This window comes from Microbacterium sp. NPDC090003 (assembly GCF_044748385.1).
In the GTDB taxonomy this organism is placed as follows: domain Bacteria; phylum Actinomycetota; class Actinomycetes; order Actinomycetales; family Microbacteriaceae; genus Microbacterium.
Map to the genome: position 1 here is coordinate 635703 of NZ_JBIVFW010000001.1, position 22670 is coordinate 658372.

Annotated in this window: 20 protein-coding genes and 2 tRNA genes; 9 read left to right on the plus strand and 13 right to left on the minus strand. The window is 68.6% G+C overall.

The window, feature by feature from the left end:
• Positions 1-25: 25 nt before the first annotated feature.
• Complete coding sequence (locus tag ACIPVN_RS03170) at positions 26-1030, minus strand: TerC/Alx family metal homeostasis membrane protein (RefSeq protein WP_400439333.1); 1005 nt, start codon at positions 1028-1030, stop codon at positions 26-28.
• Between the two features lie 241 nt (positions 1031-1271).
• Here ACIPVN_RS03170 and ACIPVN_RS03175 point away from each other — a divergent pair, with 241 nt between their 5' ends.
• The 3 genes from ACIPVN_RS03175 to ACIPVN_RS03185 all read left to right on the plus strand — a co-directional run bounded on the left by ACIPVN_RS03175 (position 1272) and on the right by ACIPVN_RS03185 (position 4384).
• A complete protein-coding gene (locus tag ACIPVN_RS03175) occupies positions 1272-1829 on the plus strand; it encodes an RNA polymerase sigma factor (protein WP_400439336.1) in 558 nt (185 codons plus the stop codon).
• Complete coding sequence (locus ACIPVN_RS03180) at positions 1826-2950, plus strand: DUF4349 domain-containing protein (protein ID WP_400439339.1); 1125 nt, start codon at positions 1826-1828, stop codon at positions 2948-2950. Before ACIPVN_RS03175 ends, ACIPVN_RS03180 begins: the two co-directional genes overlap by 4 nt.
• A 117-nt stretch (positions 2951-3067) precedes the next feature.
• Positions 3068-4384 carry an acyltransferase gene (locus ACIPVN_RS03185; protein WP_400439342.1) on the plus strand — a complete coding sequence of 439 codons (1317 nt, stop codon included), beginning with the start codon at positions 3068-3070 and terminating at the stop codon, positions 4382-4384.
• Between the two features lie 59 nt (positions 4385-4443).
• Here the strand turns inward: ACIPVN_RS03185 and ACIPVN_RS03190 are convergent.
• Positions 4444-4516, minus strand: a tRNA-Glu gene (locus ACIPVN_RS03190).
• A 154-nt stretch (positions 4517-4670) separates the two neighbouring features.
• Here ACIPVN_RS03190 and ACIPVN_RS03195 point away from each other — a divergent pair.
• Complete coding sequence (locus ACIPVN_RS03195; protein ID WP_400439344.1) at positions 4671-5309, plus strand: MBL fold metallo-hydrolase; 639 nt, start codon at positions 4671-4673, stop codon at positions 5307-5309.
• A complete protein-coding gene (locus ACIPVN_RS03200) occupies positions 5309-5842 on the plus strand; it encodes a GNAT family N-acetyltransferase (protein WP_400439347.1) in 534 nt (177 codons plus the stop codon). Before ACIPVN_RS03195 ends, ACIPVN_RS03200 begins: the two co-directional genes overlap by 1 nt.
• Here the strand turns inward: ACIPVN_RS03200 and pepN are convergent.
• Positions 5839-8331 carry an aminopeptidase N gene (pepN, locus tag ACIPVN_RS03205; protein ID WP_400439349.1) on the minus strand — a complete coding sequence of 831 codons (2493 nt, stop codon included), beginning with the start codon at positions 8329-8331 and terminating at the stop codon, positions 5839-5841. The genes ACIPVN_RS03200 and pepN overlap by 4 nt on opposite strands.
• Positions 8332-8436: 105 nt before the next feature.
• Between pepN and ACIPVN_RS03210 the strand changes: the two genes are divergently transcribed.
• Both ACIPVN_RS03210 and ACIPVN_RS03215 read left to right on the plus strand, forming a co-directional pair.
• Entirely contained in the window at positions 8437-8868 is a 432-nt protein-coding gene (locus ACIPVN_RS03210; RefSeq protein ID WP_400439352.1) for a MarR family winged helix-turn-helix transcriptional regulator, read from the plus strand.
• Between the two features lie 54 nt (positions 8869-8922).
• Complete coding sequence (locus ACIPVN_RS03215) at positions 8923-9780, plus strand: 3-hydroxyacyl-CoA dehydrogenase (protein WP_400439355.1); 858 nt, start codon at positions 8923-8925, stop codon at positions 9778-9780.
• Here ACIPVN_RS03215 and ACIPVN_RS03220 read toward each other — a convergent pair whose 3' ends face one another.
• Positions 9781-10758: a DNA topoisomerase IB gene (locus tag ACIPVN_RS03220; protein WP_400439358.1), complete on the minus strand. Its 978-nt coding sequence runs from the start codon at positions 10756-10758 to the stop codon at positions 9781-9783. It lies immediately after the preceding gene.
• 137 nt (positions 10759-10895) lie between these two features.
• Between ACIPVN_RS03220 and ACIPVN_RS03225 the strand changes: the two genes are divergently transcribed.
• Entirely contained in the window at positions 10896-11780 is an 885-nt protein-coding gene (locus ACIPVN_RS03225; RefSeq protein WP_400439361.1) for a hypothetical protein, read from the plus strand.
• 81 nt (positions 11781-11861) lie between these two features.
• Here the strand turns inward: ACIPVN_RS03225 and ACIPVN_RS03230 are convergent.
• From ACIPVN_RS03230 to ACIPVN_RS03265, 8 genes are all read right to left on the minus strand, one after another.
• Positions 11862-11933, minus strand: a tRNA-Gln gene (locus ACIPVN_RS03230).
• A 167-nt stretch (positions 11934-12100) separates the two neighbouring features.
• Positions 12101-13606, minus strand: coding sequence for a glutamate--tRNA ligase (gene gltX / locus ACIPVN_RS03235; protein WP_400439364.1), 1506 nt, complete (start codon positions 13604-13606; stop codon positions 12101-12103).
• Between the two features lie 12 nt (positions 13607-13618).
• On the minus strand, positions 13619-14389 hold the full coding sequence (locus ACIPVN_RS03240; protein ID WP_400439367.1) for a class I SAM-dependent methyltransferase: 771 nt from the start codon (positions 14387-14389) through the stop codon (positions 13619-13621).
• Positions 14386-15654: an MFS transporter gene (locus ACIPVN_RS03245; protein ID WP_400439370.1), complete on the minus strand. Its 1269-nt coding sequence runs from the start codon at positions 15652-15654 to the stop codon at positions 14386-14388. Before ACIPVN_RS03245 ends, ACIPVN_RS03240 begins: the two co-directional genes overlap by 4 nt.
• Positions 15651-16427 (minus strand): fumarylacetoacetate hydrolase family protein, encoded by a 777-nt coding sequence (locus tag ACIPVN_RS03250; RefSeq protein WP_400439373.1) that lies wholly within the window; start codon positions 16425-16427, stop codon positions 15651-15653. The genes ACIPVN_RS03245 and ACIPVN_RS03250 overlap by 4 nt, the downstream gene beginning before the upstream one ends.
• An 82-nt stretch (positions 16428-16509) precedes the next feature.
• A complete protein-coding gene (locus ACIPVN_RS03255) occupies positions 16510-17610 on the minus strand; it encodes a branched-chain amino acid aminotransferase (RefSeq protein ID WP_400439377.1) in 1101 nt (366 codons plus the stop codon).
• A 61-nt stretch (positions 17611-17671) separates the two neighbouring features.
• Entirely contained in the window at positions 17672-18715 is a 1044-nt protein-coding gene (locus tag ACIPVN_RS03260; RefSeq protein ID WP_400439380.1) for a 3-isopropylmalate dehydrogenase, read from the minus strand.
• 67 nt (positions 18716-18782) lie between these two features.
• Entirely contained in the window at positions 18783-20318 is a 1536-nt protein-coding gene (locus ACIPVN_RS03265) for an MFS transporter (protein ID WP_400439383.1), read from the minus strand.
• A gap of 94 nt (positions 20319-20412) precedes the next feature.
• Between ACIPVN_RS03265 and ACIPVN_RS03270 the strand changes: the two genes are divergently transcribed.
• The gene (locus ACIPVN_RS03270) at positions 20413-20958 is read left to right on the plus strand and encodes a TetR/AcrR family transcriptional regulator (protein ID WP_400439386.1); all 546 of its coding nucleotides are present in this window, start codon (positions 20413-20415) and stop codon (positions 20956-20958) included.
• 81 nt (positions 20959-21039) lie between these two features.
• Here ACIPVN_RS03270 and serA read toward each other — a convergent pair whose 3' ends face one another.
• Entirely contained in the window at positions 21040-22644 is a 1605-nt protein-coding gene (serA, locus tag ACIPVN_RS03275) for a phosphoglycerate dehydrogenase (protein ID WP_400439389.1), read from the minus strand.
• Positions 22645-22670: the final 26 nt, after the last annotated feature.

Here is a 22670-nt window from a genome sequence, read left to right on the forward strand (position 1 = left end):
GGTCCCGAGTCGCGTCTTCCCGGGATCACTCCGCGGGCGGTGCCATCTTCTGAGTCCGCTTCTCGCGCGAGGCCGCGATCAGGCTCGCGACGGTCGCCACGGTCATCGACACCAGGATGACCCCGAGCGAGACCATGTTGTCGATGTCGGGCACCCACTCCACGTGCTCACCGCCGTTGATGAATGGCAGCTCGTTGACATGCAGGGCGTGCAGGATCAGCTTGATGCCGATGAACCCGAGGATCACCGCGATGCCGTAGTGGAGGTAACGCAGACGGTCGAGCAGGTCGCCGAGCAGGAAGTACAGCTGACGCAGACCCATGAGCGCGAAGATGTTCGCCGAGAAGACGAGGAACCCGTTCGTCGTGATCTCGAAGATCGCGGGGATCGAATCGATCGCGAAGATGAGGTCGGTCACGCCGATCGTGATGAACACGATGATCATCGGAGTCCACATGCGCTTGCCGTCGACCGTGGTGCGGATCTTGGATCCGTCGTACGTCTCACTGATGTCGATCCGGCGGCGCAGCAGGCGCACGATGAAGTTCTCGCGCTGCACCTCGCCGTCGTGGTCGCCCTCGGGCATCGCCTGGCGGATCGCCGTCCACACGAGGAAGGCGCCGAAGATGTAGAAGATCGGGGAGAAGTTCTCGATGATCGTGACGCCGACGAGGATGAAGGCACCGCGCAGGAGCAGCGCGATGATGATCCCCACCATGAGGACCTGCTGCTGCAGACGCCTCGGCACGGCGAACTGGGCCATGATCAGCACGAAGACGAACAGGTTGTCGACCGAGAGGCTGTACTCCAGTGCCCACCCGGTGATGAAGTCGCCGGCGTTCTGCCATCCGCCGACGTTGCCCAGGAGGAGGGCGAACAGCAGGGCGAGTCCGACGTAGAAGACGACCCAGAGGGTCGACTCCTTCGTGGAGGGGATGTGCGGCCGGAGCCGGATGAGCAGGAGGTCGCCGATGAGGATGACCGTGAGCACGATCATCGAGGTGATCTCGAACCAGAGAGGGATATCCACGGGGAACGACAGCTTTCGCGAAGGGTCTAGAAGGATCGAGAGTCTCTCCCCCGCACACGGTGCGTCGCGCGCCCGGAGCAGCGGCCTTGGTGCTCGTGATGACGTTACGCGCGGATCCGGGATACTCCCCCTCGCAGACGCAATGCTATCGGAGCGCCGACGATATCGGCGCGCGGGAGATTCTGAGACGATGGGGCGTCCCTCGACACTCTCCGGGTGAGAGACACCGAACGGAATCAGGATGCCTACGCAGACGAGTGATCAGAGATGGGCGGCCCGGGCCGCGGCGGGCGACGAGAGCGCCTTCCGCGAGCTGTACCGCGCACATGTCCGGCCCGTGTACTGGATCGCCTACGGCATCCTCGCCTCCCCCGCGGATGCCGAGGACATCGCCCAGGAGACCTTCCTGGTCGCCTGGCGCAAACTCCCCGCGCTCGACCTCCAGGGCGAGTCGATCCTGCCGTGGCTCGCGACGATCTGCCGCTTCCAGGCGGCGAATCGCCTGCGGCAACGGCGGCGGGATCAGGCGCACACCTCCGACGCGCTCGATGATTCCCTCCCCGACACGGTGAACGTCGAGGAGCAGGTCATCACGGCGGCGCTCGCGGCTCGAATCGCCGATGAGGTGGGAAACCTCAGCGAGATCGATCGCGAGATCTTCCGCCTCTGCGCCACCGAGGGATACGCCTACCAGGCGGCCGCGGAGGAACTGGGCGTGAGTCACGCCGTCGTTCGGAACCGTCTCTCCCGAGTGCGCACCCAGTTGCGGGGCGCCGTCCAGGAAGTGAGAGACGCATGAACGACCAGACCACCCCGGAAGAGCTGCCCGAGCTGTCGGATGAGGCGGTCACGCGCATCGAGACCGCCGTGTTCGCTCAGATCGCCGAGGAGCGCGCTCCCGGCCCTGCTCCGCAGGTGGCGCCCGCGCGTGCCGGTGCGCGGCGCCGCCGCTGGCTGACCGGTGTCGGCGTCGCCGCTGCCTTCGCGGTCGGCGTGCTGGTGACGCCCCCGATCCTCGGGGTCGTCGGTTCGGGAGGGGCCTCGAGCACGGCCGATGGCGTCAGCTCCCCCGCCGTCGATGCCCCCATCCCGGGTGTCGCGATGCCCGAGCAGGGTGTCGCCGGCGATCGCAGTGCGAGCCTCGACAGCGCGGCGGAGTCGAGTTCGCTCGCGAGCGGCGACGTCTCCGCGGCCGACCGAGAGATCATCGCGAACGCGAACGCCACGCTCGAGGTGGAGGACATCGCGGATGCCGCGGACGCCATCGCCGCGCTCGCCGAGGGGCACGGCGGATACGTCGAGAGCACCGAGGTCGGCAAGGCCCTGGCCGTCGACGGCACGACGGAGCCCGCTCCGGCGGACTCGGGGTACGGCTGGATCAGCATCCGCGTACCGTCCGCGGACCTGTCGGCGGTCATCGCCGAGCTCGACGAGTCCGGGGAGGTGCTGTCGTCGTCGATCTCCCGTCAGGACGTCACCGACGTCGCCGTGGATCTCCGGGCGCGCGTCGACGCGACGAAGGCCTCGGTGCAGCGGCTCACCGAGCTCATGGCGCAGACGGGATCGGTATCGGAGCTCATCGAGGCCGAGGTCGCGCTGACCGACCGCCAGGCGCAGCTCGAGTCCTACGAGCAGCAGCTCGCAGCCCTCGACGACCAGGTCGCGATGTCGAGCCTCCAGGTGCAACTGACCCGGACCGCCACGACGACGACCGCCGATCCCGCAGGGTTCGGCGACGGGCTGTGGGCGGGATGGAACGGACTCATCGTCTCGCTCAACGCTCTCGTGATCGCCGTCGGCTTCCTCCTCCCCTGGGCCGCGATCGCCGGCGTCGTGGTGCTCGTGATCTGGCTCATCCGGCGGACCCGCCGGATGCGACGAGACGCTGCGAGGGCCGCGGCATCCGACGTCGAGGACTGACCCACGCCGATGCGCGAAGGGGTGCTCGCATCCTCGGCGCGTGCCCCTTCGGGCGTTTCTCCGCAAGTGACGGCAGGGGCACGTGGGCGATCGCGTCGCGGCGCTAGAGTCGTCGGCATGACTCGCGCCGCCGCCGACACGACGCCCCGCACCGTCCCCGCCGGACGAGACCTCACGCTCGACCTCGCACGCGTGGCGTGCGTGCTCCTCGTGGTCTTCGTACACATCCTGTTCACCGGCGTCGGGCGGGTCTCCGACGGATCTCTGGTGATCGAGAAGACCGTCGAGCTGCAGCCCTGGTTCGTCGCCGGCACGTGGATCGTCAACATCATGCCGCTGTTCTTCGTGGTCGGCGGATACGCGGCGCGCGCGGGATGGCGCTCCGCGCTCGCCCGAGGTGAGACGGCCGATGGCTTCGTGCGCGTGCGGCTCGCCCGCCTCGCGCGCCCCGCGCTCCCGGTCTTCGTGTTCTTCACGGCCGCCCTGGGCATCACACGGCTGATCGACCTCGACCCCGCTTTCGTGGACTCGATCGCGATCGGCGTCGGCTCACCGCTGTGGTTCCTCGCGGCATATCTGATCGCTCAGGCGTGCGCTCCGTTCATGATGCGTCTGCACGAGCGGTACGGCATGCGCGTGCTCGTCGTGCTGCTGCTCGCCGGCTTCGCGGTCGATGCCTTCCGGTTCCTGCTCATCGGCGAGGTACTGGGCATCGATCGAGTGCCGCCGACGGGGTACGGCTTCGGCCAGGAGATCTTCGGAATCCCGAACATCGTCTTCGTCTGGCTGTTCGCTCAGCAGGTGGGTTTCTTCCTGTACGACGGCTGGTTCGCACGGCGCGGATGGGGGCAGCTCGCGGCGCTCTTCGTGGCGGGCTACGGCGTGCTCTGGGCGCTCGTCGCGGTAGCGGGATATCCCGCGAGCATGCTCACCAACCAGTGGCCTCCGACCGTGCCGATGGCGCTGCTGGCGATCGTGCAGGCCGCGGGGCTGACGCTCCTGCACCGGCCGTTGACGGCTCTCATGCGCACGCGACCGGCGCAGGGCGCGGTCTTCCTGATCGGTTCCCGCCTGATGACGATCTACCTCTGGCACTTCCCGGTGATCCTCGTACTCGTCGGGATCGAGCTGATGCTGCCCCTGCCGATGCCCACCCCCGGAAGCGCCGAATGGTGGTGGACGCGTCCCGTGTTCTTCGCCATCGTCCTCGGCGCCGTGTGGCTGGCATCGCTGTGGCTCGTTCGGTTCGAGAAGGCTCCACGGCAGACGCCCGCGCGCTTCCCCTCCACGACAGCAACGCTCGTCGCGGTGCTCGTGTTCGTCTCCCCGGTGATCGGCATCACGATGTACGGGCTCGATTTCCCGCTTGCCGCGGCAGCTCTGGTGGCGACGACGATCGCGCTGTGGTTGACCGGTGCGAAGCGCGCGACCTGAGAACAGACTCCGACATACGAAGAAGGCCCCCGGAGAACCGGGGGCCTTCTGTTGTTGTGTGACCCCAGCGGGATTCGAACCCGCGTTACCGCCGTGAGAGGGCGGCGTACTAGGCCGCTATACGATGGGGCCGTCTGCGTTTCGTTTCCGTCGCGCGACAACCGTTCAAGTATGCCACGGCATTTCTCACGACGCCAAATCGAGGCCCCGGCGTCGCGTCGCCCGGGCGTGGCGCGCGGAAAGTCAAGGGTTTGCACGCTGCGGGGAGAGGGAGTTGACTCGACCCATGCGCGTGACCAAGTTCGAACATGCCAGCCTCCGCATCGACCAGAACGGTGAGACCCTCCTCATCGATCCGGGCTCCTTCACGACGCCGCTGAGCGACCTCGGCGGTGTCGTCGCAGTGGTGCTCACCCACGAGCACCCCGACCATTGGACGCCGGAGCATCTCGACCGCATCCTGCGGACTGCACCCGGCATCCCGATCTTCGGCCCTGCCGGTGTCGCTCGCGCGGCCGAGGGCTACGAGATCACCGTCGTCTCCCCCGGCGAGACTCGCACGGTCGGGGAGTTCACGCTGCGCTTCTTCGGCGGAACGCACGAGATCATCCACTCGTCGATCCCGGTGATCGACAACGTCGGCGTCCTCGTGAACGACGAGTTCTACTACCCCGGCGACTCCTACGCCGTGCCGGAGGGTGTCGAGATCGGCACTCTCGCCGCTCCTCTGGGCGCGCCGTGGCTCAAGATCGGCGAGGCGATCGACTACGTCCTCGCGGTGAAGCCCCGCCGGGCTTTCGGTACGCACGACATGACGCTCTCGGTGGCGGGAAAGACCATGCACCGCCAGCGCCTGGAGTGGGCGACTCAGCAGGGCGGCGGCGAGTTCCTCGTTCTCGAGCCCGGAGAATCGCTCGACATCTGATGTCGACGGCACCCAGGCTTCTGCCCCATCCGACCGAGCGCCTGCGGTTCCGGGAGATGGTCGACGACGATCTCGACCGCGTCGCGGCGATGCTCGGCGACCCCGAGGTCATGACCTACTACCCGGCGCCGAAGACGCGGGCGGAGAGCGCCGACTGGATTGCACGGATGCGCACTCGCTACGCCGAGGACGGCCACGGGCTGTGGATCGTCGAAACCCATGACGGCGAGTTCGTCGGAGACTGCGGACTCACCTGGCAGTCGGTGAACGATGAGTCCGTCCTCGAGGTCGGGTACCACGTGCGACGGGAGATGCAACGACGGGGCTTCGCCACCGAGGCCGCGCATGCGTGCGTCGAGCTCGCACGACAGCGCTACGCGCCGATCGTGCTGACGGCGATCATCCATCCCGAGAACCGCGCCTCGCGCGGCGTCGCTGAGAACCTGGGGATGACCCACATCGACGACGACCGCGCGCATCCGTGGATCGTGCGTACCGTGATGGGGATGGCGCTCGAACCGCGAACTCCCTAGCTCTGCGCCGCCCGCACGCGGATCTCCCGGGCGAGGTGATCGCGCTGCTCGATCACGAGTCGGCGTAGCGCTGCAGGCGCCTCCGTGTTACCCGTCAGCCAGGCGTCGGCCGCGTCGGTGGTGTCCGACGAGGGGAAAAGCCCGAGCACGAGGCGTCGCGCGAGCTCGATGCTGCGGTCCCGCCACGCGTCGCGGATGCGGCGGAAATACTCCGCGTCGTATTCCGCGATGAGATCACGGCGTCCGCCGGCACGGAACCCGCCGATCTCGGCGTCGAGGTGGTCGTTGCTGAGCGAGAGGTCGTTCCACGCCGACTCCCAGGCAGCGGCGCGCACGTCGGGTTCCGGGCGGGAGGCCAGCGCGCGACGCGCAGCCGTCCGTCCGCTTCCGGTGTCATCGCGCTCGAGCTCGGCGGCGATCTCCTCGGCGTCGGAGTGCCCGGTGGTCGCCAGCGCGGTCAGAAGATTCCAGCGGAGGTCGGGGTCGACGACGAGGCCACCGGGCACGTGCCCGCTGAGCAGTTCCCGCACCTGCGCCGCATGATGGTCGTCGTATGCGGATGCCGCGGCGAACGCGCGCGCCCACGAGAGCTGTCCGTCGCTGCCGGCATCCGCGTCCCACAGCGCGATGAGCGACGCCGCCAGCCACGACCTCTGCTCGGCGTCGCGGTGCGCGTCCGCGACGAAGTGGCGGATCGCGAACGCCGCGTTCGCGAGGACGCCGGTGAGGAGCCCGCTGTTGGATTCGAGCGGTGCATGCGTGCGCACGATGCCGAGATATCGCCGGGGGTCGAGATCGCCGTCGCGGGTGGCGTTCCACAGCGACGACCAGACGAGTGCGCGTGCGAGCGGGTCGTCGATCGCCGACAGCGACTCCTCGACGGTGATGAGTGAGCGCTCGTCCAGGCGCGCTTTGGCATAGGTGAGGTCGTCGTCGTTCAGCAGCACGAGATCCGCCTCGGGAACGATGACCGAGGTGCGCTCCTCGCTGATGTCGACGGCGATCTGCTCGCGACGCACGAGCCGCTCCCCCTCACGGACGTACAATCCGATGCGCAGGCGGTGCGGACGCGGGTCGGTCTGCACCAGCGTGCGGGTTGCGGCATCCGCATCGTCCGCCTCCTCCAGCCACAGCGTCGACATGCCCGTCGTCTCGAGCCACGCCCGGGACCACGCGCCCATGTCACGACCGGAGACGGCGCTCAGCTGCACGAGCAGGTCGTCCAGCGTCGTATTGCCGAACGCGTGGGCGGCGAAGTAACGGCGGGCTCCTTCGAAGAACGCGTCCTCACCCACGAACGCCACGAGCTGCTTGAGGACGGACGCGCCCTTCGCATATGTGATGCCGTCGAAGTTGAGCTTGGCGGCCTCGAGATCCGTGATGTCGGCGACGATCGGATGCGTGGTCGGCAGCTGATCCTGCTGGTAGGCCCAGGCCTTGCGCCGGGCCGCGAACGTCACCCAGGCGTCCGTGTACCGGGTCACCGCGGCCGAGGCGTGCGCACCCATGTAGTCGGCGAAGGACTCCTTGAGCCACAGGTCGTCCCACCAGCGCATCGTCACGAGGTCGCCGAACCACATGTGCGCCATCTCGTGGAGGATCGTGTTCGCACGCGCCGCGCGCTGGGCATCGGTCGCCGCGCCGCGAGAGAGATACGCCTCGGTGAAGGTGACCAGCCCCGGGTTCTCCATCGCGCCGAGGTTGTACTCGGGCACGAAGATCTGGTCGTACTTGCCCCACGGATACGGGTATGCGAACGCCTCCGCGAAGAAATCCAGCCCCTGACGGGTGACCTCGAGGATCTCCTCCGCCTCCAGGTACTGCGCGAGGGACCGGCGGGCGAACACCCCGAACGCGATGTGCTGTTCCCCGCCTTGCCACTCGGCATCCACGCGGGCGTACGGGCCGGCGGCGACCGAGGTGATGTAGCTCGAGATCGGCAGGGTCGGAGCGAACTCGACGCGCTGGATGCCGACGCCCGCCTCCGTGCGCGCGGGGGCCTGGTTCGAGAGAACCTCCCAACCGGCGGGCGCATCGACGACGAACGTGTACGACGCCTTGATGTCGGGCTGCTCGAAGCAGGCCATGACGCGGCGCGAGTCCGCCGGCTCGTACTGCGTGTACAGGTAGGTCTCCCCATCGGCGGGGTCGTGGAACCGGTGCAGTCCCTCCCCCGAACGGCTGTAGGCACCGACGGCGTCGACGACGACCGTGTTCGAGGCGGCGAGACCGCGCAGAGCGATGCGGGCGCCGTCGTACTCGACGTCGACCTCCTCACCGTTGATCACGACATGGTCGACGGACTCTCCGACGAAGTCGAGCCAGGTCTCGGTCGCCGTGGCGTCGAACTCGAGCGTCGTCACGGTGCGGAAGCCCGTCCGGGCGCGCTCCGGGGCGCCCGCGAGATCGAGCTCGACACGGATCCGGTGCGCGGTGATCACGGCGGATCGCGCCGCGGTCTCGTCACGGGTGAGGTTGGCGGTTTCCATCCGTCCATCCTCCCATCCGCGCCGTCACCATGCGGGCCATCTCGTCGCGTTGTTGCGGAATGCAACAGTCAGGCGTAGCGTTGCATCAAGCAACAGGAGGACGAGATGGACACGAACCGGCAGCACGACAGCATGAGCGTGCTCCGCTCCCTCGTCGCGATCACCCGTCGCGGCCTCGCCGACGCACGCGACGAGGAGACCCGCCTCTCGATGACCGAGCAGTCGATCATGATGGCGATCGCCGAGCAGCCCGGCATCCGCTCCACCGATATCGCTCGCATGTTCCGCCTCAACCGATCCACCGTCTCCCGCCAGCTCGCGGCACTGATCCGTCTCGGACTGGTCCGCGAGACGCCGAGCGACACCGGACGCGGACGCCCGCTCGAGCTCACGGAGGACGGCGCATCCGCCTTCCACCGCGCACTCACCTCGCTCCAGCGGATCGTCGAGGCGCACCTCGCCCCGTGGTCCGACGACGAGGTCGCCCGCTTCGCGCACGATCTCGAGAGATTCGACCGCACCGCCGACGCGTCCTGACCCGGACGCGTCGTCCCGAGACCGGCCCACGAGGCCGGAGAAGAAGGAAGAGAAATGAAGAACATCACCGTCCTGGGCACCGGCGTCCTCGGATCGCAGATCGCGTTCCAGACCGCCTTCCATGGATTCGACGTCACCGCCTACGACATCGACGATGCGGCCCTCGAACGGGCCGGCGAACGATTCCGCGGGCTGGCCTCGCGGTACGTCGCTGATGCGGTGGAGGGCGCGGCCGACGGTGGAGCGGACGCGGCCGTCCCGCGCATCCGCCTGACCACCGATCTGGAGGATGCCGTCGCCGCAGCCGACCTCGTGATCGAGGCCGTCCCGGAGAACCTCGAGCTCAAGCAGGGGATCTACCGGCGCATGGCGGATGCCGCGCCGGCATCGACGATCTTCGCGACGAACTCGTCGACCCTTCTCCCGAGCGCCCTCGCCGGCGCCACGGGCCGCCCCGATCGCTTCCTCGCCCTGCACTTCGCGAACGAGATCTGGTCGCACAACACCGCCGAGGTGATGGGCACTCCCGCCACCGACCCCGCGGTGTACGCCGAGGTCGTCGGGTTCGCACGCCAGATCGGAATGGTGCCGATCGAGATCAAGAAGGAGAAGGCGGGCTACCTCCTCAATTCCCTCCTCGTGCCGTTCCTGCAGGCGGCCGGCGAACTGCTCGTCGACGGCATCGCGGAGCCCGAAGCGATCGACGCCACCTGGCGCATCGGCACCGGAGCACCCGCCGGCCCCTTCGAGATCTACGACATCGTCGGACTCACCACCGCCTACAACATCTCGCGGATGGGCGACGCGAAGCAGCAGGCTTTCGCCGACCTCATCAAGGAGCGCTACATCGATCAGGGCAAGCTCGGCGTGGCGACCGGCGAGGGCTTCTACACCTACCCTCGCGAGAGCTGATCAGCGACGCCGTCTCGTGTCGCCCAGGAGACGCCGGATCGCGGTCTCCGGGGCGACCGAGAGGTCGAGCGTCTTTCCGCGCGAATAGAGCTTAAACACCCGTGGATCGATGTAACTGCTGCGGGCGACCGCGACCGTGTTGCCGAGCGCGGATGCCGTGGCCTGCACAGCGAGGCGCTCGGCGCGCTCACGATCCCGGCGCGAGTCGAGCGGGCCGATGCGCGCGAGGGCGTCGGCCGCGAGGATCGTGCCGTGGAGGGTGCGGAAGTCCTTGGCCGTGAACACGTCGCCCGTGACGTCCTTGAGGTAGCGGTTCACCTCGGCGGGCGTGATCTTGACGCGCCGACGACCGCGTCGGTACGCGAGGAGCGGCGCCCTGTCGGGTCCCGCAGCCAGGTCGTCGAGGACGGCGGCGAGCACGTCGTCGGTGATCTCGATCGCCGCGGTCTGGCCGCTCTTCGCCGGGAACGAGAGCGACACGACACTCCCCTCCACGTGCACATCACGGCGGCGCAGCGTCGTCAGACCGCGACTCCCGTGACGCACGAGATAGCGCTCCGATCCGATCCGGAGTGCGCCGTCATCGAGCAGCCGGAACGCGGTGGCCAGCACCTTCTCTCGCGACAGGGTCTCGTGCTGCAATGCTCGCGTGACCCGACCGCGCGCATGCGGGAGGGCTTCGGCGAGGGCCAGCGCGCGCCCGAACTTGTGACGATCGCGCTTGACCCGCCAGAGCGGGTGATACAGGTACTGCTTGCGCCCCGCGCCGTCGACGCCGACGGCCTGGATGTGCGCGAGCGGGTCTGCGGCGATCCAGACGTCCGTCCAGGCCGGCGGGATCACGAGGTCCTGGATGCGCTCCCGATCGGCCTCCTGCACCGCGTCTCCGGCCTTGTCGACGTACCGGAAGCCCTTTCCCGATCGGATCCTGCGAAAGCCGAGGTCTTCACCGGGGATCACGCGCACGAGAGCTGCCATGCGAGCACTCTGCCCGCCCGGCATCCGATCAGAGAAGGGGCTGGCCACGCTCGCGTGCGCTCTGCTAGGTGCGCAGACGTGGGGAGGAATGCCCATCGGATTGTCGCGCGCTGCGGGTTTCTGCCATCATCGCCAGCATGGGCCTGTCACTCGATGAATTCCGTTCGTATCTCCTGAACGCGCAGGCGCGCCAGTCGTTGGGCATCCAGCTCTCGGATGCCGAGGCCCAGCAGGTCGTCGCCGATCCCCAGGCCAGCCAGAGCTGGTACGGGTACTGGCAGTCGATCAGCCAGCCCGCGCCTCCAGCGCCGGAAGCCGCGGCACCGACCTCGACAGCCGCACACGAGGCGGCCCCCGCGCCTTCTTCCACGCCCGACGGGTATACCGGCGCACCGGTCGGCGGCTTCGCCGCGGCTCCCCCGCCCGCCGCCCCGCCCGCGGATCAGGCACCGGCCTTCGCCGCAACCACGGATCCGTACGCAGCGACCGCGCCCTTCGGAACACCGGGAGGGGAAGCCCCCGCCCGGAAGAAGCGCACCGGACTGTGGGTCGCCCTGTCGATCGTCGGCGCCCTGCTGATCGCGACGATCATCATCGTCGTGATCGCGTTCACGACCGCGCGCCACTGGACCAAGACCGATGTCGCCGAGAAGCCCGAGACGTTCCACACCGAGGAGTACGAGACGGGCCTCTACAACGTCGCCGATGACGGCGTGAGCCCGTGCACGGTCAACCAGGACTGGACCGACTGCATCGGCCTCATGGAAGCCCAGTACGCCGGCGCCTGCGCCGATGTCGAACTGACGGGCACGGCGACGCTGCTCTGCACGCAGCACCGCACCGAGATCGACCGCATGCGCGGTCTCGACCAGGAGGGCATGTACGTCTCGTCGCTCGGCTCCTTCGGCCACCTGACGAAGACCGCCGAGACCGCGACCCGCGAGGTGTCGAACGACGACTACGAGCCCGCCGTCACCCACGAGGCCGTCTGCTACCTCGAGTTCATCGGGGAGTGCGAGTAGGCCCTCCGGGGCCCGCTGCCCGCGGGCAAAGCAAGAGGCCCGGGTTCCGCATCTCGCGGAATTCCGGGCCTCTTCGACGTGCTGGGGTACCTGGACTCGAACCAAGAACAACGGAACCAGAAACCGCCGTGTTGCCAATTACACCATACCCCAAGGGCGAAACCGGAGCCTCGCACCGAGAGTCAAGCCTACCGGACGGATCGGGAAGCGCCAAATGGAGGGGCTCCCTCCGCGCGTGTCGCGCCCTCGTGCGATCGCCCCGAACGCAGAGAGGAGGATCACCGGGAACGGGGTCCTCCTCTCTGCGTTCGGCGGGGGTCTCAGCCCGCGAGCGTCCCCGACAACAGACGCAGGCGACGCAGCGTCTCGTCCTTGCCGATCAGCTCCATCGACTCGAACAGAGGCGGTGACACGCGGCGACCGGTGATCGCGACGCGCGGCGGGCCGTAAGCGACCCGGGGCTTGAGTTCGAGGTTCTCGACGAGCGCCGTCGCCAGAGCATCCTGGATCTTCTCCGGCGTGAACTCGGTGACGGGCTCGAGAGCGGCGACGCAGGCGTCGAGCACCTCGCCGGCGTTCGCCGGCAGCCCCTTGAGCGCGTCGGCCTCGTAGGCGATGTCTTCGGTGAAGAGGAAGCCGAGCATGCCGGGCACCTCCCCCAGCAACTGCACGCGCTCCTGCACGAGCGGGGCTGCGCGGAACGCGAGCACGAGTTGTTCGTGGGTCGGCTCGTCGAAGAGTCCGGCCGCGGCGAGATACGGGATCGTGCGCTCGGCGAAGTCCTTCACGTCGAGCATGCGGATGTGGTCGCCGTTGATCGACTCGGCCTTCTTCTGGTCGAAGCGGGCCGGGTTCGGGTTGACGTTCTCGATGTCGAACGCGGCGATGAACTCGTCGAGAGAGAACACGTCGCGATCGTGACCGATCGACCAGCCGAGCAGGGCGAGGTAGTTCAGGAGACCCTCGTGGATGAAGCCGCGCTCGCGGTGCAGGAACAGGTCGGCCTGCGGGTCGCGCTTCGACAGCTTCTTGTTACCCGTCTCCCCCAGCACGAGCGGCATGTGGGCGAAGCGCGGCACGAACGTCGTGACGCCCGCGTCGATGAGCGCGGCGTACAGGGCGAGCTGACGAGCGGTCGAGGGCATGAGGTCTTCGCCGCGCAGCACGTGCGTGATGCCCATGAGCGCGTCGTCGACCGGGTTCACGAACGTGTAGAGCGGGATGCCGTTCGGGCGCACCACGACGAAGTCGGGGAAAGAACCCGCGGGGAAGGTGACCTCTCCGCGGATGAGGTCGACGTACGTGAGGTCCTCGTCCGGCACCTGCAGGCGCAGAGCGGGCTGGCGCCCCTCGGCGCGGAACGCGGCCTTCTGCTCCTCGGACAGGGTGCGGTCGTAGTTGTCGTAGCCGAGCTGCTTCGCACGACCGTTGGCCTCATTACGGGCGTCGATCTCCTCGGCGGTCGAGTAGCTCTCGTAGAGGGCACCCGAAGCGATGAGCTTGTCGATGACGCCGCGGTAGATGTCGTGGCGCTGCGACTGGCGGTACGGCTCGTGCGGTCCGCCGACCTCGACCCCCTCGTCCCAGTCGATCTTCAGCCAGGTGAGCGCGTCGACGAGCTGTCGGAAGCTCTCCTCGCTGTCGCGCGCCGCGTCGGTGTCTTCGATGCGGAAGACGAGCTTGCCGCCGTTGTGGCGCGCGTAGGCCCAGTTGTAGAGAGCGGTGCGGACCATGCCGACGTGCGGCAGGCCGGTGGGCGACGGGCAGAAGCGGACGCGCACGTCGGCACCGCTGGCGGTCGTGGTGAGGGGGTGAGGAGTAGCCATAGCCCTTCGATTCTAGAGCGCGCGCCCCACCGCCAACGCCGCGCTGTGGCGAAGGCGCAACCCGCCTCCCTCGGAATGCGCGGCACACGTTTCGTCGAATCCGACACGGAAGCGCCCCCGATCCACGGGGTCGAGCGCACGGTAGAACAACCCCGCCGAGGCGACGCCACCCTCCGCAGATCTCCAGAGGGTCGCCGGTGCGACATCCCACGTCCAGTCCTGTTCGACGATCGAGAGGTCGCGCCAGCCGGCGTCCGTCAGCATCGCCGAGAAGCCGTCCGCGGTGCGCGCGAAGTCCTTCTCCTCCGGCAGCCGGTCGCCCGGCGCCGGCGTCACACCCGCACGCTCGCACACCTCGATCCAGAACCAGGACGGAGAAGACGTCCAGATGGTCGCGGCCAGCATGCCGTCCTGCGCCACCACTCGACGCATCTCTCCCGCGGACACCCGCGGATCATCGACGTGGTTGAGCACGAAGTTCGCCGTCACCGCATCGAAGGACGCACTCTCGAATGGCAGGTCGGGGAGAGCCGCAGCGACGATCGACAATCCCGGCCGGGCGCGATCGGCGACCTCGCGCATCGTCGGCTCGGGCTCGCAGCCCATCGCCCTCCACCCTGCTCCTGCAGCTCGATCGAGAAGCTCCCCCGTTCCCGCGCCGACGTCGAGGAGAGAGCGCCCCCGCGCGGGGCCGAGCGCGGCGAACAGAGCATCGAGCGTGCCCGCGCAGAGCGAGGCGTACGAGGTCGCGTAGGCCTCCCCGACTCCCGCCCACGACTTCACGATCGCGGCATCCGGGCCAGTGGCGACAGGACGACGATCACGAGAACCAGCACGGATGCCGCGATCCCGAGTCCCGCGTACTGGAAGTTCGACAGGATCACCCCGGCGAGAACGGCGCCCGCCGCCGCGCACAGACTCATGAGCGAGTCGCTTCGCCCCTGACGCCGGGTGCGGAGTTCGGGCGCGCTGGATTCGGTCAGCAGTGCGGCGCCGGCGACGGTCGCCGCGCTCCAGCCGAGACCGAGGAGGATCAACGCCACCATCACACCCCAGGCCCGATCGTTCGCGAAGATCGCGAAGATCAACGATCCCCCGAGCAGCACCTGGCCGAACAGCACCGTCTGCAGCCGCCCCCAGCGGTCGGCGAGGATGCCGAAGACCGGCGACAGCGCGTACATGCCGGCGACGTGGAGTGCGATCGTGATCCCCACGAGCTGGGAGACATCGGCCGCGGCGGCCGCCGCATCATGCCCGGCGTGCATGCTGTGCGCCATGTGGGACAGATGGATCGGGGTCATCGCCATCACGGAGGCCATCACGACGTGCGAACCCGCGATCGCGAACATCGCGTAGCGCGCGACGACGGGGCGGTCGGCGACCGGGACTCTCGCGGCCTCCGCCGCGACGGTCGCGATGCGCTGCGCCGCCAGCAGTGGATCGGGGCGCAGCGCGACGAGGTAGAGCACGAGAGCCGCCGACTGCGCGACGAACGAGAAGACGTACGACCCGGTCTGCGGCGGCATCCCGATCGCGGCGCCGACGATCTCCCCCGGCCCGAGCAGCAGCGGGCCGGCGACGCCGCCGATCGTCGTCGCCCAGACGACGATCGACAGGTCACGGCCACGATGGGCAGGAGCAGCGAGATCGGTCGCCGCGAAGCGCGACTGCAGGTTGCCCGCGTTGCCCGCACCGATCAGGATGATGCCGGCGAGCAGCAGGGGGAAGACGCGCAGCGACGCCGCAAGGATGACGACAGCGATGCCGACGAGCGCGAAGAGGTTGCCGAGCGTCAGCGCCCTTCGACGGCCGACGCGAGCGGCGAGACGCGCGAGCGGGATCGCGCAGAGCGCCGCGCCGAGCGTGACCGACGCCGTGGCGAGCCCTGAGAGCGCGTCGTCACCCGAGATGTCGGCGGCCAGGAGTGCACCGAGCGATACCGTCGCGCCGAAGGCGATCCCTCCGAGAACCTGCCCGAGGGAGAGGACGAGGACCGTGCGCCGCTGCACCGCCGACTGCTGCGCGGCGGTGAGGGCCGGCGCGCTCATGCCGCGGGAACGGCGTCGCGCACGGCGCTGCGCAGGATGCCCAGACCGGTGATCTCGACCTCGACCGTGTCACCGGCCGTGAAGGTGCCCACGCCCGCGGGCGTTCCGGTGAGGATCACATCGCCCGGGAGCAGCGTGAAGACGGCCGACGCGTAGGCGATGATCTCCTCGACGGAATGGATCATGTCGGTCAGCGGCGCCTTCTGGCGGACCTCTCCGTTGACGCGCGTCTCGATCGTCGCCTCGGACGGGTCGAAGTCCGTGTTGATCGTCGGGCCGAGCGGGCAGAAGGTGTCGAAGCCCTTCGCCCGCGCCCACTGGCCGTCCTTGCGCTGCAGGTCGCGGGCCGTCACGTCGTTGCCGATCGTGTATCCGAGCACGTAGTCGAGGGCATCCGCGGCCGCGACGTTCTTCGCGACCTTGCCGATCACGACAGCGAGCTCGCCCTCGTACTCGGTCTGCTCCGAGATCGTCGGACGGACGATCGTGTCGCCCGGGCCGATCACGGCGGTGTTCGGCTTGAGGAAGAGCAGCGGCTCCTCCGGGGCCTCACCGCCCATCTCAGCGGCGTGGTCGTGGTAGTTCTTGCCGACGCAGACGATCTTCGATCGCGGGATCACCGGGGCGAGGATGACGGCGTCGGCGATCGGCACACGGTCACCGGTCGGCTCGTACCCGGCGAAGAGCGGGTCGCCCGAGAGGACGACGAGATCGGTCTCATCGACGATCCCGAAGAGGATGGCGTCGTCATGGCTGAATCGGGCGATCTTCATGACTCCAGCCTATCCAGCGGCTCCGACGACGAGACCCCGCCCCACCGGTTCGGCGGAGCGGGGTCTCGTGTCGTGGGAGCGGTCAGGCGTCGAGGCGCAGCAGCCAGCCGTGGCGGTCCTCGCGGCGCCCGTACTGGATGTCGGTGAGCTCTTCGCGAAGGGACAGCGCGAGCTCTCCGATCGGCTGCGGCTCGTCGAAACCCTCACCGACGAGGGCGCCGATCGGGGTGACGACCGCGGCCGTGCCGCATGCGAAGACCTCGGTGATGTCGCCCGAGGCGACGCCCTCGCGCCACTCGTCGATCGAGATCGCGCGACGTTCGACCGTGTACCCGCGGTCTTCGGCGAGCTGCAGCAGCGAGTCACGCGTGATGCCGTCGAGGATGCTGTCGGACTCGGGAGTGACGATGCGGCCGTCCTTGAAGACGAACACGACGTTCATGCCGCCGAGCTCCTCGACGTCGTTCTTCTCGTTGAGGAAGACGACCTGATCGCAGCCCTTCGAGCTCGCCAGTGCCTGCGGCAGGAGGCTCGACGCGTAGTTGCCACCGGTCTTCGCCTTGCCCGTGCCACCGCGACCCGCGCGGGAGTGCTTCTCGGAGAGCCAGATGCGTACGGGCTTCACGCCTCCGGTGAAGTACGCGCCCGCAGGACTCGCGATGACGTAGTACGCCACCTTCTGCGCAGCGCGCACCCCGAGGAACGCCTCCTTGGCGAACATGAACGGCCGCAGGTAGAGGCTCTGATCGGCGCCGGACGGCACCCAGCGTCCGTCGACTGCGATGAGCTGACGCAGCGACTCGACGAAGTACTCGGTCGGCAGCTCCGGAAGCGCGAGGCGCCGCGCGCTGGCCTGCAGGCGAGCGGCGTTGCGGTCGGGACGGAAGGTGTGGATCGACCCGTCGGCGTGGCGGTAAGCCTTGATGCCCTCGAAGATCTCCTGGCCGTAGTGCAGCACGGATGCCGCAGGATCGAGCGGGATCGGGCCGTAGGGCTGCACACGCGGTCGGTGCCAACCGCCCTTGAGCGACCAGCAGATGTCGACCATGTGGTCGGTGAAGACGACGCCGAAGCCGGGGTTCTCCAGCACTTCGGCGACTCGTGCGGGCGATGCCGCGGCGAGGTTCCTGGTCACAGCGAAATCGAGCGGAGCCACTGCTGCCTGTGCGTCGATGGTCGTCATGGTGATGTTCCGTTCTGAGGGGTGTACGCGTCCTCGCGCGGTTCCAGCCTACGCCTGCGGATCAGAGGCGTGCGGCGATCGCGGAGCCGATCTCGGCGGTGGTGCGCGCGCCGTCACGGCTCGCGATGTCCGCCTCGACCGCCGCGCTGACGCGTGCGGATTCGGCCGTGAGGCCGAGGTGGTCGAGCAGCAGCGCGATCGAGAGGATCGCAGCGGTCGGATCGGCCTTCTGCTGCCCCGCGATGTCGGGCGCCGAACCGTGCACCGGCTCGAACATCGACGGGAAGGCGCCCGAGGGATTGATGTTCCCCGAGGCGGCGAGTCCGATTCCGCCGGTGACGGCACCGGCGAGATCGGTGAGGATGTCACCGAAGAGGTTGTCGGTGACGATGACGTCGAAACGCGCGGGATCCGTCACGAGGAAGATCGTGGCGGCATCGACGTGGAGGTAGTCGACCGCGACATCGGGATGCTGGGCCGCGACCTCGTTCACGACCCGCTGCCAGATGGCGCCGGCGTGCACGAGAACGTTCGTCTTGTGCACGAGCGTGAGCTTCTTGCGACGACGCTCCGCGAGCTCGAACGCGTAGCGGACCACGCGCTCGACACCGAACGCCGTGTTCACCGAGGTCTCGTTCGCGACTTCGTGCGGGGTGCCCCGACGGATCGCTCCCCCGTTGCCGACGTACGGCCCCTCGGTGCCCTCGCGCACGACGACGAAGTCGATGTCGCCCGGGTTCGCCAGCGGACCCGCCGCACCCGTGAAGAGCTTGGAGGGTCGCAGGTTCACGTAGTGGTCGAGCGTGAAGCGGAGCTTGAGCAGCAGGCCGCGCTCGATGTTCGCGTCCTTGAGCCGCGGGTCGCCCGGCGTTCCGCCCACCGCGCCGAGCAGGATCGCGTCGTGCGCGGAGATCGCAGCGAGGTCGTCGTCGGTGAGCGTATCGCCGGTCTCGAGGAACCGTGCGGCTCCGAGTGCGAAACGGGTCTTGTCGAACGTCACGTCCGTCTCGGCGGTGACCGCGTCAAGCACCTTCTCGGCTTCGGCGATGACCTCGGGACCGATGCCGTCACCCGGGATGACGGCCAGCTTCACGACACGCGACATGACACTCCTTGCTTCGGGAACCGAGCCGCGAGTCGGTGTCGACGGCTCGGTTCCCCCAGCGTACTGGTCAGCGCGGGGTGCGCGTACGCAGTGTGACGGCGGCGATCACGCCCGCGACCACGACGAGTCCCGCGCCGATGAGCGAGGTGATGAAGACACCCGATCCGAACGCGTCCGCTGCGGCCCGCCACAGCTCGTCGCCCAGCGCGCCCGAGAGCTCGCTCGACGCGGTATAGGCACCGGCGAGGGTCTCGCGCGCGGCATCCGCCGTCTCGGCGGGCAGCCCCGCCGGAAGCACGATCGCGGCCCGGTAGAACGCGGTGATGATGCCGCCCAGCACCGCGGTACCCAGCACCGCGCCGAGCTCGTACGCGGTCTCCGAGACAGCGCTGGCCGCGCCCGCCTTCTCGGCCGGCGCGCTCGAGAGGATCAGCTCGTTGGAGATCGTCTCCGCAGCGCCGATGCCGATGCCGAGCACCACGAAGGCGATGATCAGCGGAGCGACACCGTGCTCATGGGTCGTGAACGCCACGACCAGGTACCCCGCCACCGAGAACGCCAGACCGATCGGCACGACGAGGTGCGGTGCCACGCGCCGCGAGATCGGCACGACGCCGAGTCCGGCGACGATCATCACGGCCATGCCGGGCACGAGGGCCAGACCGGCCATCATCGGCGACAGGCCGAGCACGAGCTGCAGATGCTGCGACACGAAGTACAGGAAGCCGACGAGCGCGACGACGCTGAGCAGGTTCACCAGGATCGCCCCCGAGAAGGTTCCCCGCCGGAAGAGAGCCATGTCGAGCATCGGGATATCCGCGCGGAGCTGGCGACGCACGAAGAGCACACCCATCACGATGCCGAGCAGCGCCCATGCACCGGCGGCGACCGAGGGCCCGTCGACCGCGAAGGACTTGATCGCGTAGACGACCGGGATCATCGCGGCCATCGACAGGGCGATGCTGAGCAGATCGATGCGTCCGGGGTGGGGGTCGCGGCTTTCGGGAACGAGCAGTGGGGCGGCGATGAGCAGCGGGATGAGCACCGGCACGGCGATGAGGAACACCGAGCCCCAGCTGAAGTGCTCGAGCAGGAATCCGCCGACGATGGGGCCGAGCGCGGATCCGGCGGAGAACGCGGACGCCCAGACGGCGATCGCGAGACGTCGCTGATCGCGGTTCACGAAGATCGACCGCAGCAGGGAGAGGGTCGAGGGCATGAGCATCGCGCCGAAGAATCCCAGCAGCGCACGGGCGGCGATGAGCAGGCCGGCGGTCGGGGCGAACGCCGCGAGCACCGAGACGGCGGCGAATCCGCTCGCACCGATCAGCAGCATCCGTCGACGACCGAATCGGTCGCCCAAGGTCCCCATCGTCACGAGGAGTCCGGCGAGCACGAGTGGATAGACATCGATGATCCACAACTGCTCGGCCCCCGAGGGCGCGAGCGCGATGGAGATCTCGGGCAGTGCGAAGCTCAGCACCGTATTGTCGACCGAAACCAGCAGCACGGGGAGCATCAGCACGATGAGCGCGGCCCATCCGCGGGCTCCGACGCGGGGGGCATCCGTTCCTGCCGTCGGGATCGACGCGGTCCGGGTCATGTCACACCTCTCACTTTCTGCGGCGGCATTACTAAACCGTCCGGCTGGTATAGTAACAGAACCGACCCTGATCGACGACTGAGCAGAGGACACGATGCCCCGACCGCCCCTCGCCCGCGAGCGCGTGCTCGACGCCTTCGAAGAGCTCGTCCTCGCCGAGGGCGAGCGCGCCGCGACCATCGAGGCGACCGCCAAGGCCGCCGGCGTCTCGAAGGGCGGACTGCTCTACCACTTCGGCTCGAAGGACGAACTCGTCGCCGGACTCCTGCAGCGCCTGGACGAGTTGACGACCGCCGACCTCGCTCGTATGGACTCCGCCGACGAAGACCCCGTCTCGTACTACGTCCGCACATCCGTCATGGAGGACGACGCTCTCGATCGTGCACTGCTCACTGCCTCACGGCTCGCCCAGGGCGGCTCGGTCGCCGCTGCGGACGCCCTTCGGGACTCGCGCCGACGCTGGGAGGACACCATCCGCCCGCACGTGCGCGACCAGGCGGGCCTCGATCTCGTCATGCTGCTCGGCGACGGCCTCTACTTCAACAACTCGCTCGACGTGAACGGCTCCGAGCATCTCGTCCCCCGCCCGGACGAACTCTCCGCACTGATCGCGCTCGTTCTCCGCGCGACGGCGCCATGATCGGAACCCCGTCGACGACGAAGGGCGAGGCGCTCGCGCGCCCCGCCCTCGAACACCCCGCCCTCGAACACCCCGTCGTGATCAGATGTCGGTGATCTCGATCTGACGGAAGAGGTCGGCGTCGATCGCATCGCGCACGTCGTCGAGCAGTTCGTCGGAGACCGGCGAGTCCAGCGTCAGAACGCTCAGCGCCTGGGCTCCGGCGGCCTCGCGGGCGATCTGCATACCCGCGATGTTGATGCCGGCCTCGCCGAACTTCTGCCCGTAGACCGCGACGATTCCGGGACGGTCGGTGTAGAGCATCACGACGTGGTGCTTCTCGATCGGGAGTTCGAGCGCGTGGTCGTTGATGCCGACCAGCTTCTCGGCCTGCTTCGGGCCGGTGAGCGTGCCCGACACCGAGAGCTGGGAACCGTCGGAGAGAGCACCCGTGAGCGTGATGACGTTGCGGTACTCGGCGCTGACGTCGTCCTTGAGCAGACGCACCGCGATGCCACGCTGCTCGGCGAGCAGCGGGGCGTTGACGTACGAGACCGTCTCGCTCACGATGTTCGTGAAAACGCCCTTGAGAGCCGCGAGCTTGAGGACGCTGACGTCGTAGTCGTTCAGCTCGCCGTGCACCTCGACGTCGAGGCTCGTGAGCGGCGATGTCGCGAGAGCGGCGAAGATCTGGCCGAGCTTCTCGACGAGCGAGATGCCGGGGCGCACGTACGGGTCGATGACACCACCGGCGACGTTGACCGCGTCGGGCACCAGGTCGCCGCCGAGCGCGAGGCGCACCGAGCGGGCGACCGAGACACCGGCCTTCTCCTGCGCCTCCTCGGTGCTGGCGCCGAGGTGGGGGGTGACGACGACGTTCGGGAGGTCGAGGAGCGCATGGGCGCTCCCGCCCTCGACCGGGGGCTCGGACGTGAAGACGTCGAGACCGGCGCCGGCGATCTCACCCGCGACGAGAGCCTCGCGCAGAGCATCCTCGTCGATGAGTCCACCGCGCGCGACGTTCACGACGAAGGCGGTCGGCTTCATGGCTGCGAACTGCTCCGCACCGATCATTCCCGTGGTCTCGGGCGTCTTCGGCATGTGGATCGTGAGGAAGTCCGCTTCGGCGACGAGCTCGTCGAGTGAGAGGAGCTGCACACCGAGCTGCTGCGCACGCGCCGAGGTGACGTAGGGGTCGTAGGCGACGACGCGCATGTCGAAAGCGGCGAGACGTGCGGCGACCAGCGCGCCGATGCGGCCGAGGCCGACGATTCCGACCGTCTTCTCGAAGAGCTCCGCTCCGGTGAAGGCGCTCCGCTTCCAGGCGCCGGACGACAGCGAGGCGTGCGCGGCGGGGATGCGGCGCGCGAGGCTGAGGATGTGGCCGACGGTGAGCTCGGCGGCCGAGACGATGTTGGAGGTCGGCGCATTGACGACCATGACGCCGGCCGCGGTCGCGGCCTTGATGTCGACGTTGTCGAGTCCGACGCCCGCACGAGCGACCACCTTCAGCTTCGGCGCGTGCGTCAGTGCCTCTTCATCGATCTGCGTCGCCGAGCGCACGAGCACGGCATCCGCCTCCGACAGCGCCGAGAACAGCGCCTCGCGATCGGTGCCGTCGACATTGCGGACATCGAAGTCCGGGCCCAGGGCCTCGATCGTGGCAGGAGAGAGAACTTCGGCGATGAGCACTACGGGCTTCGGCACAGTGGATCCTTCGGGGCAACACAATA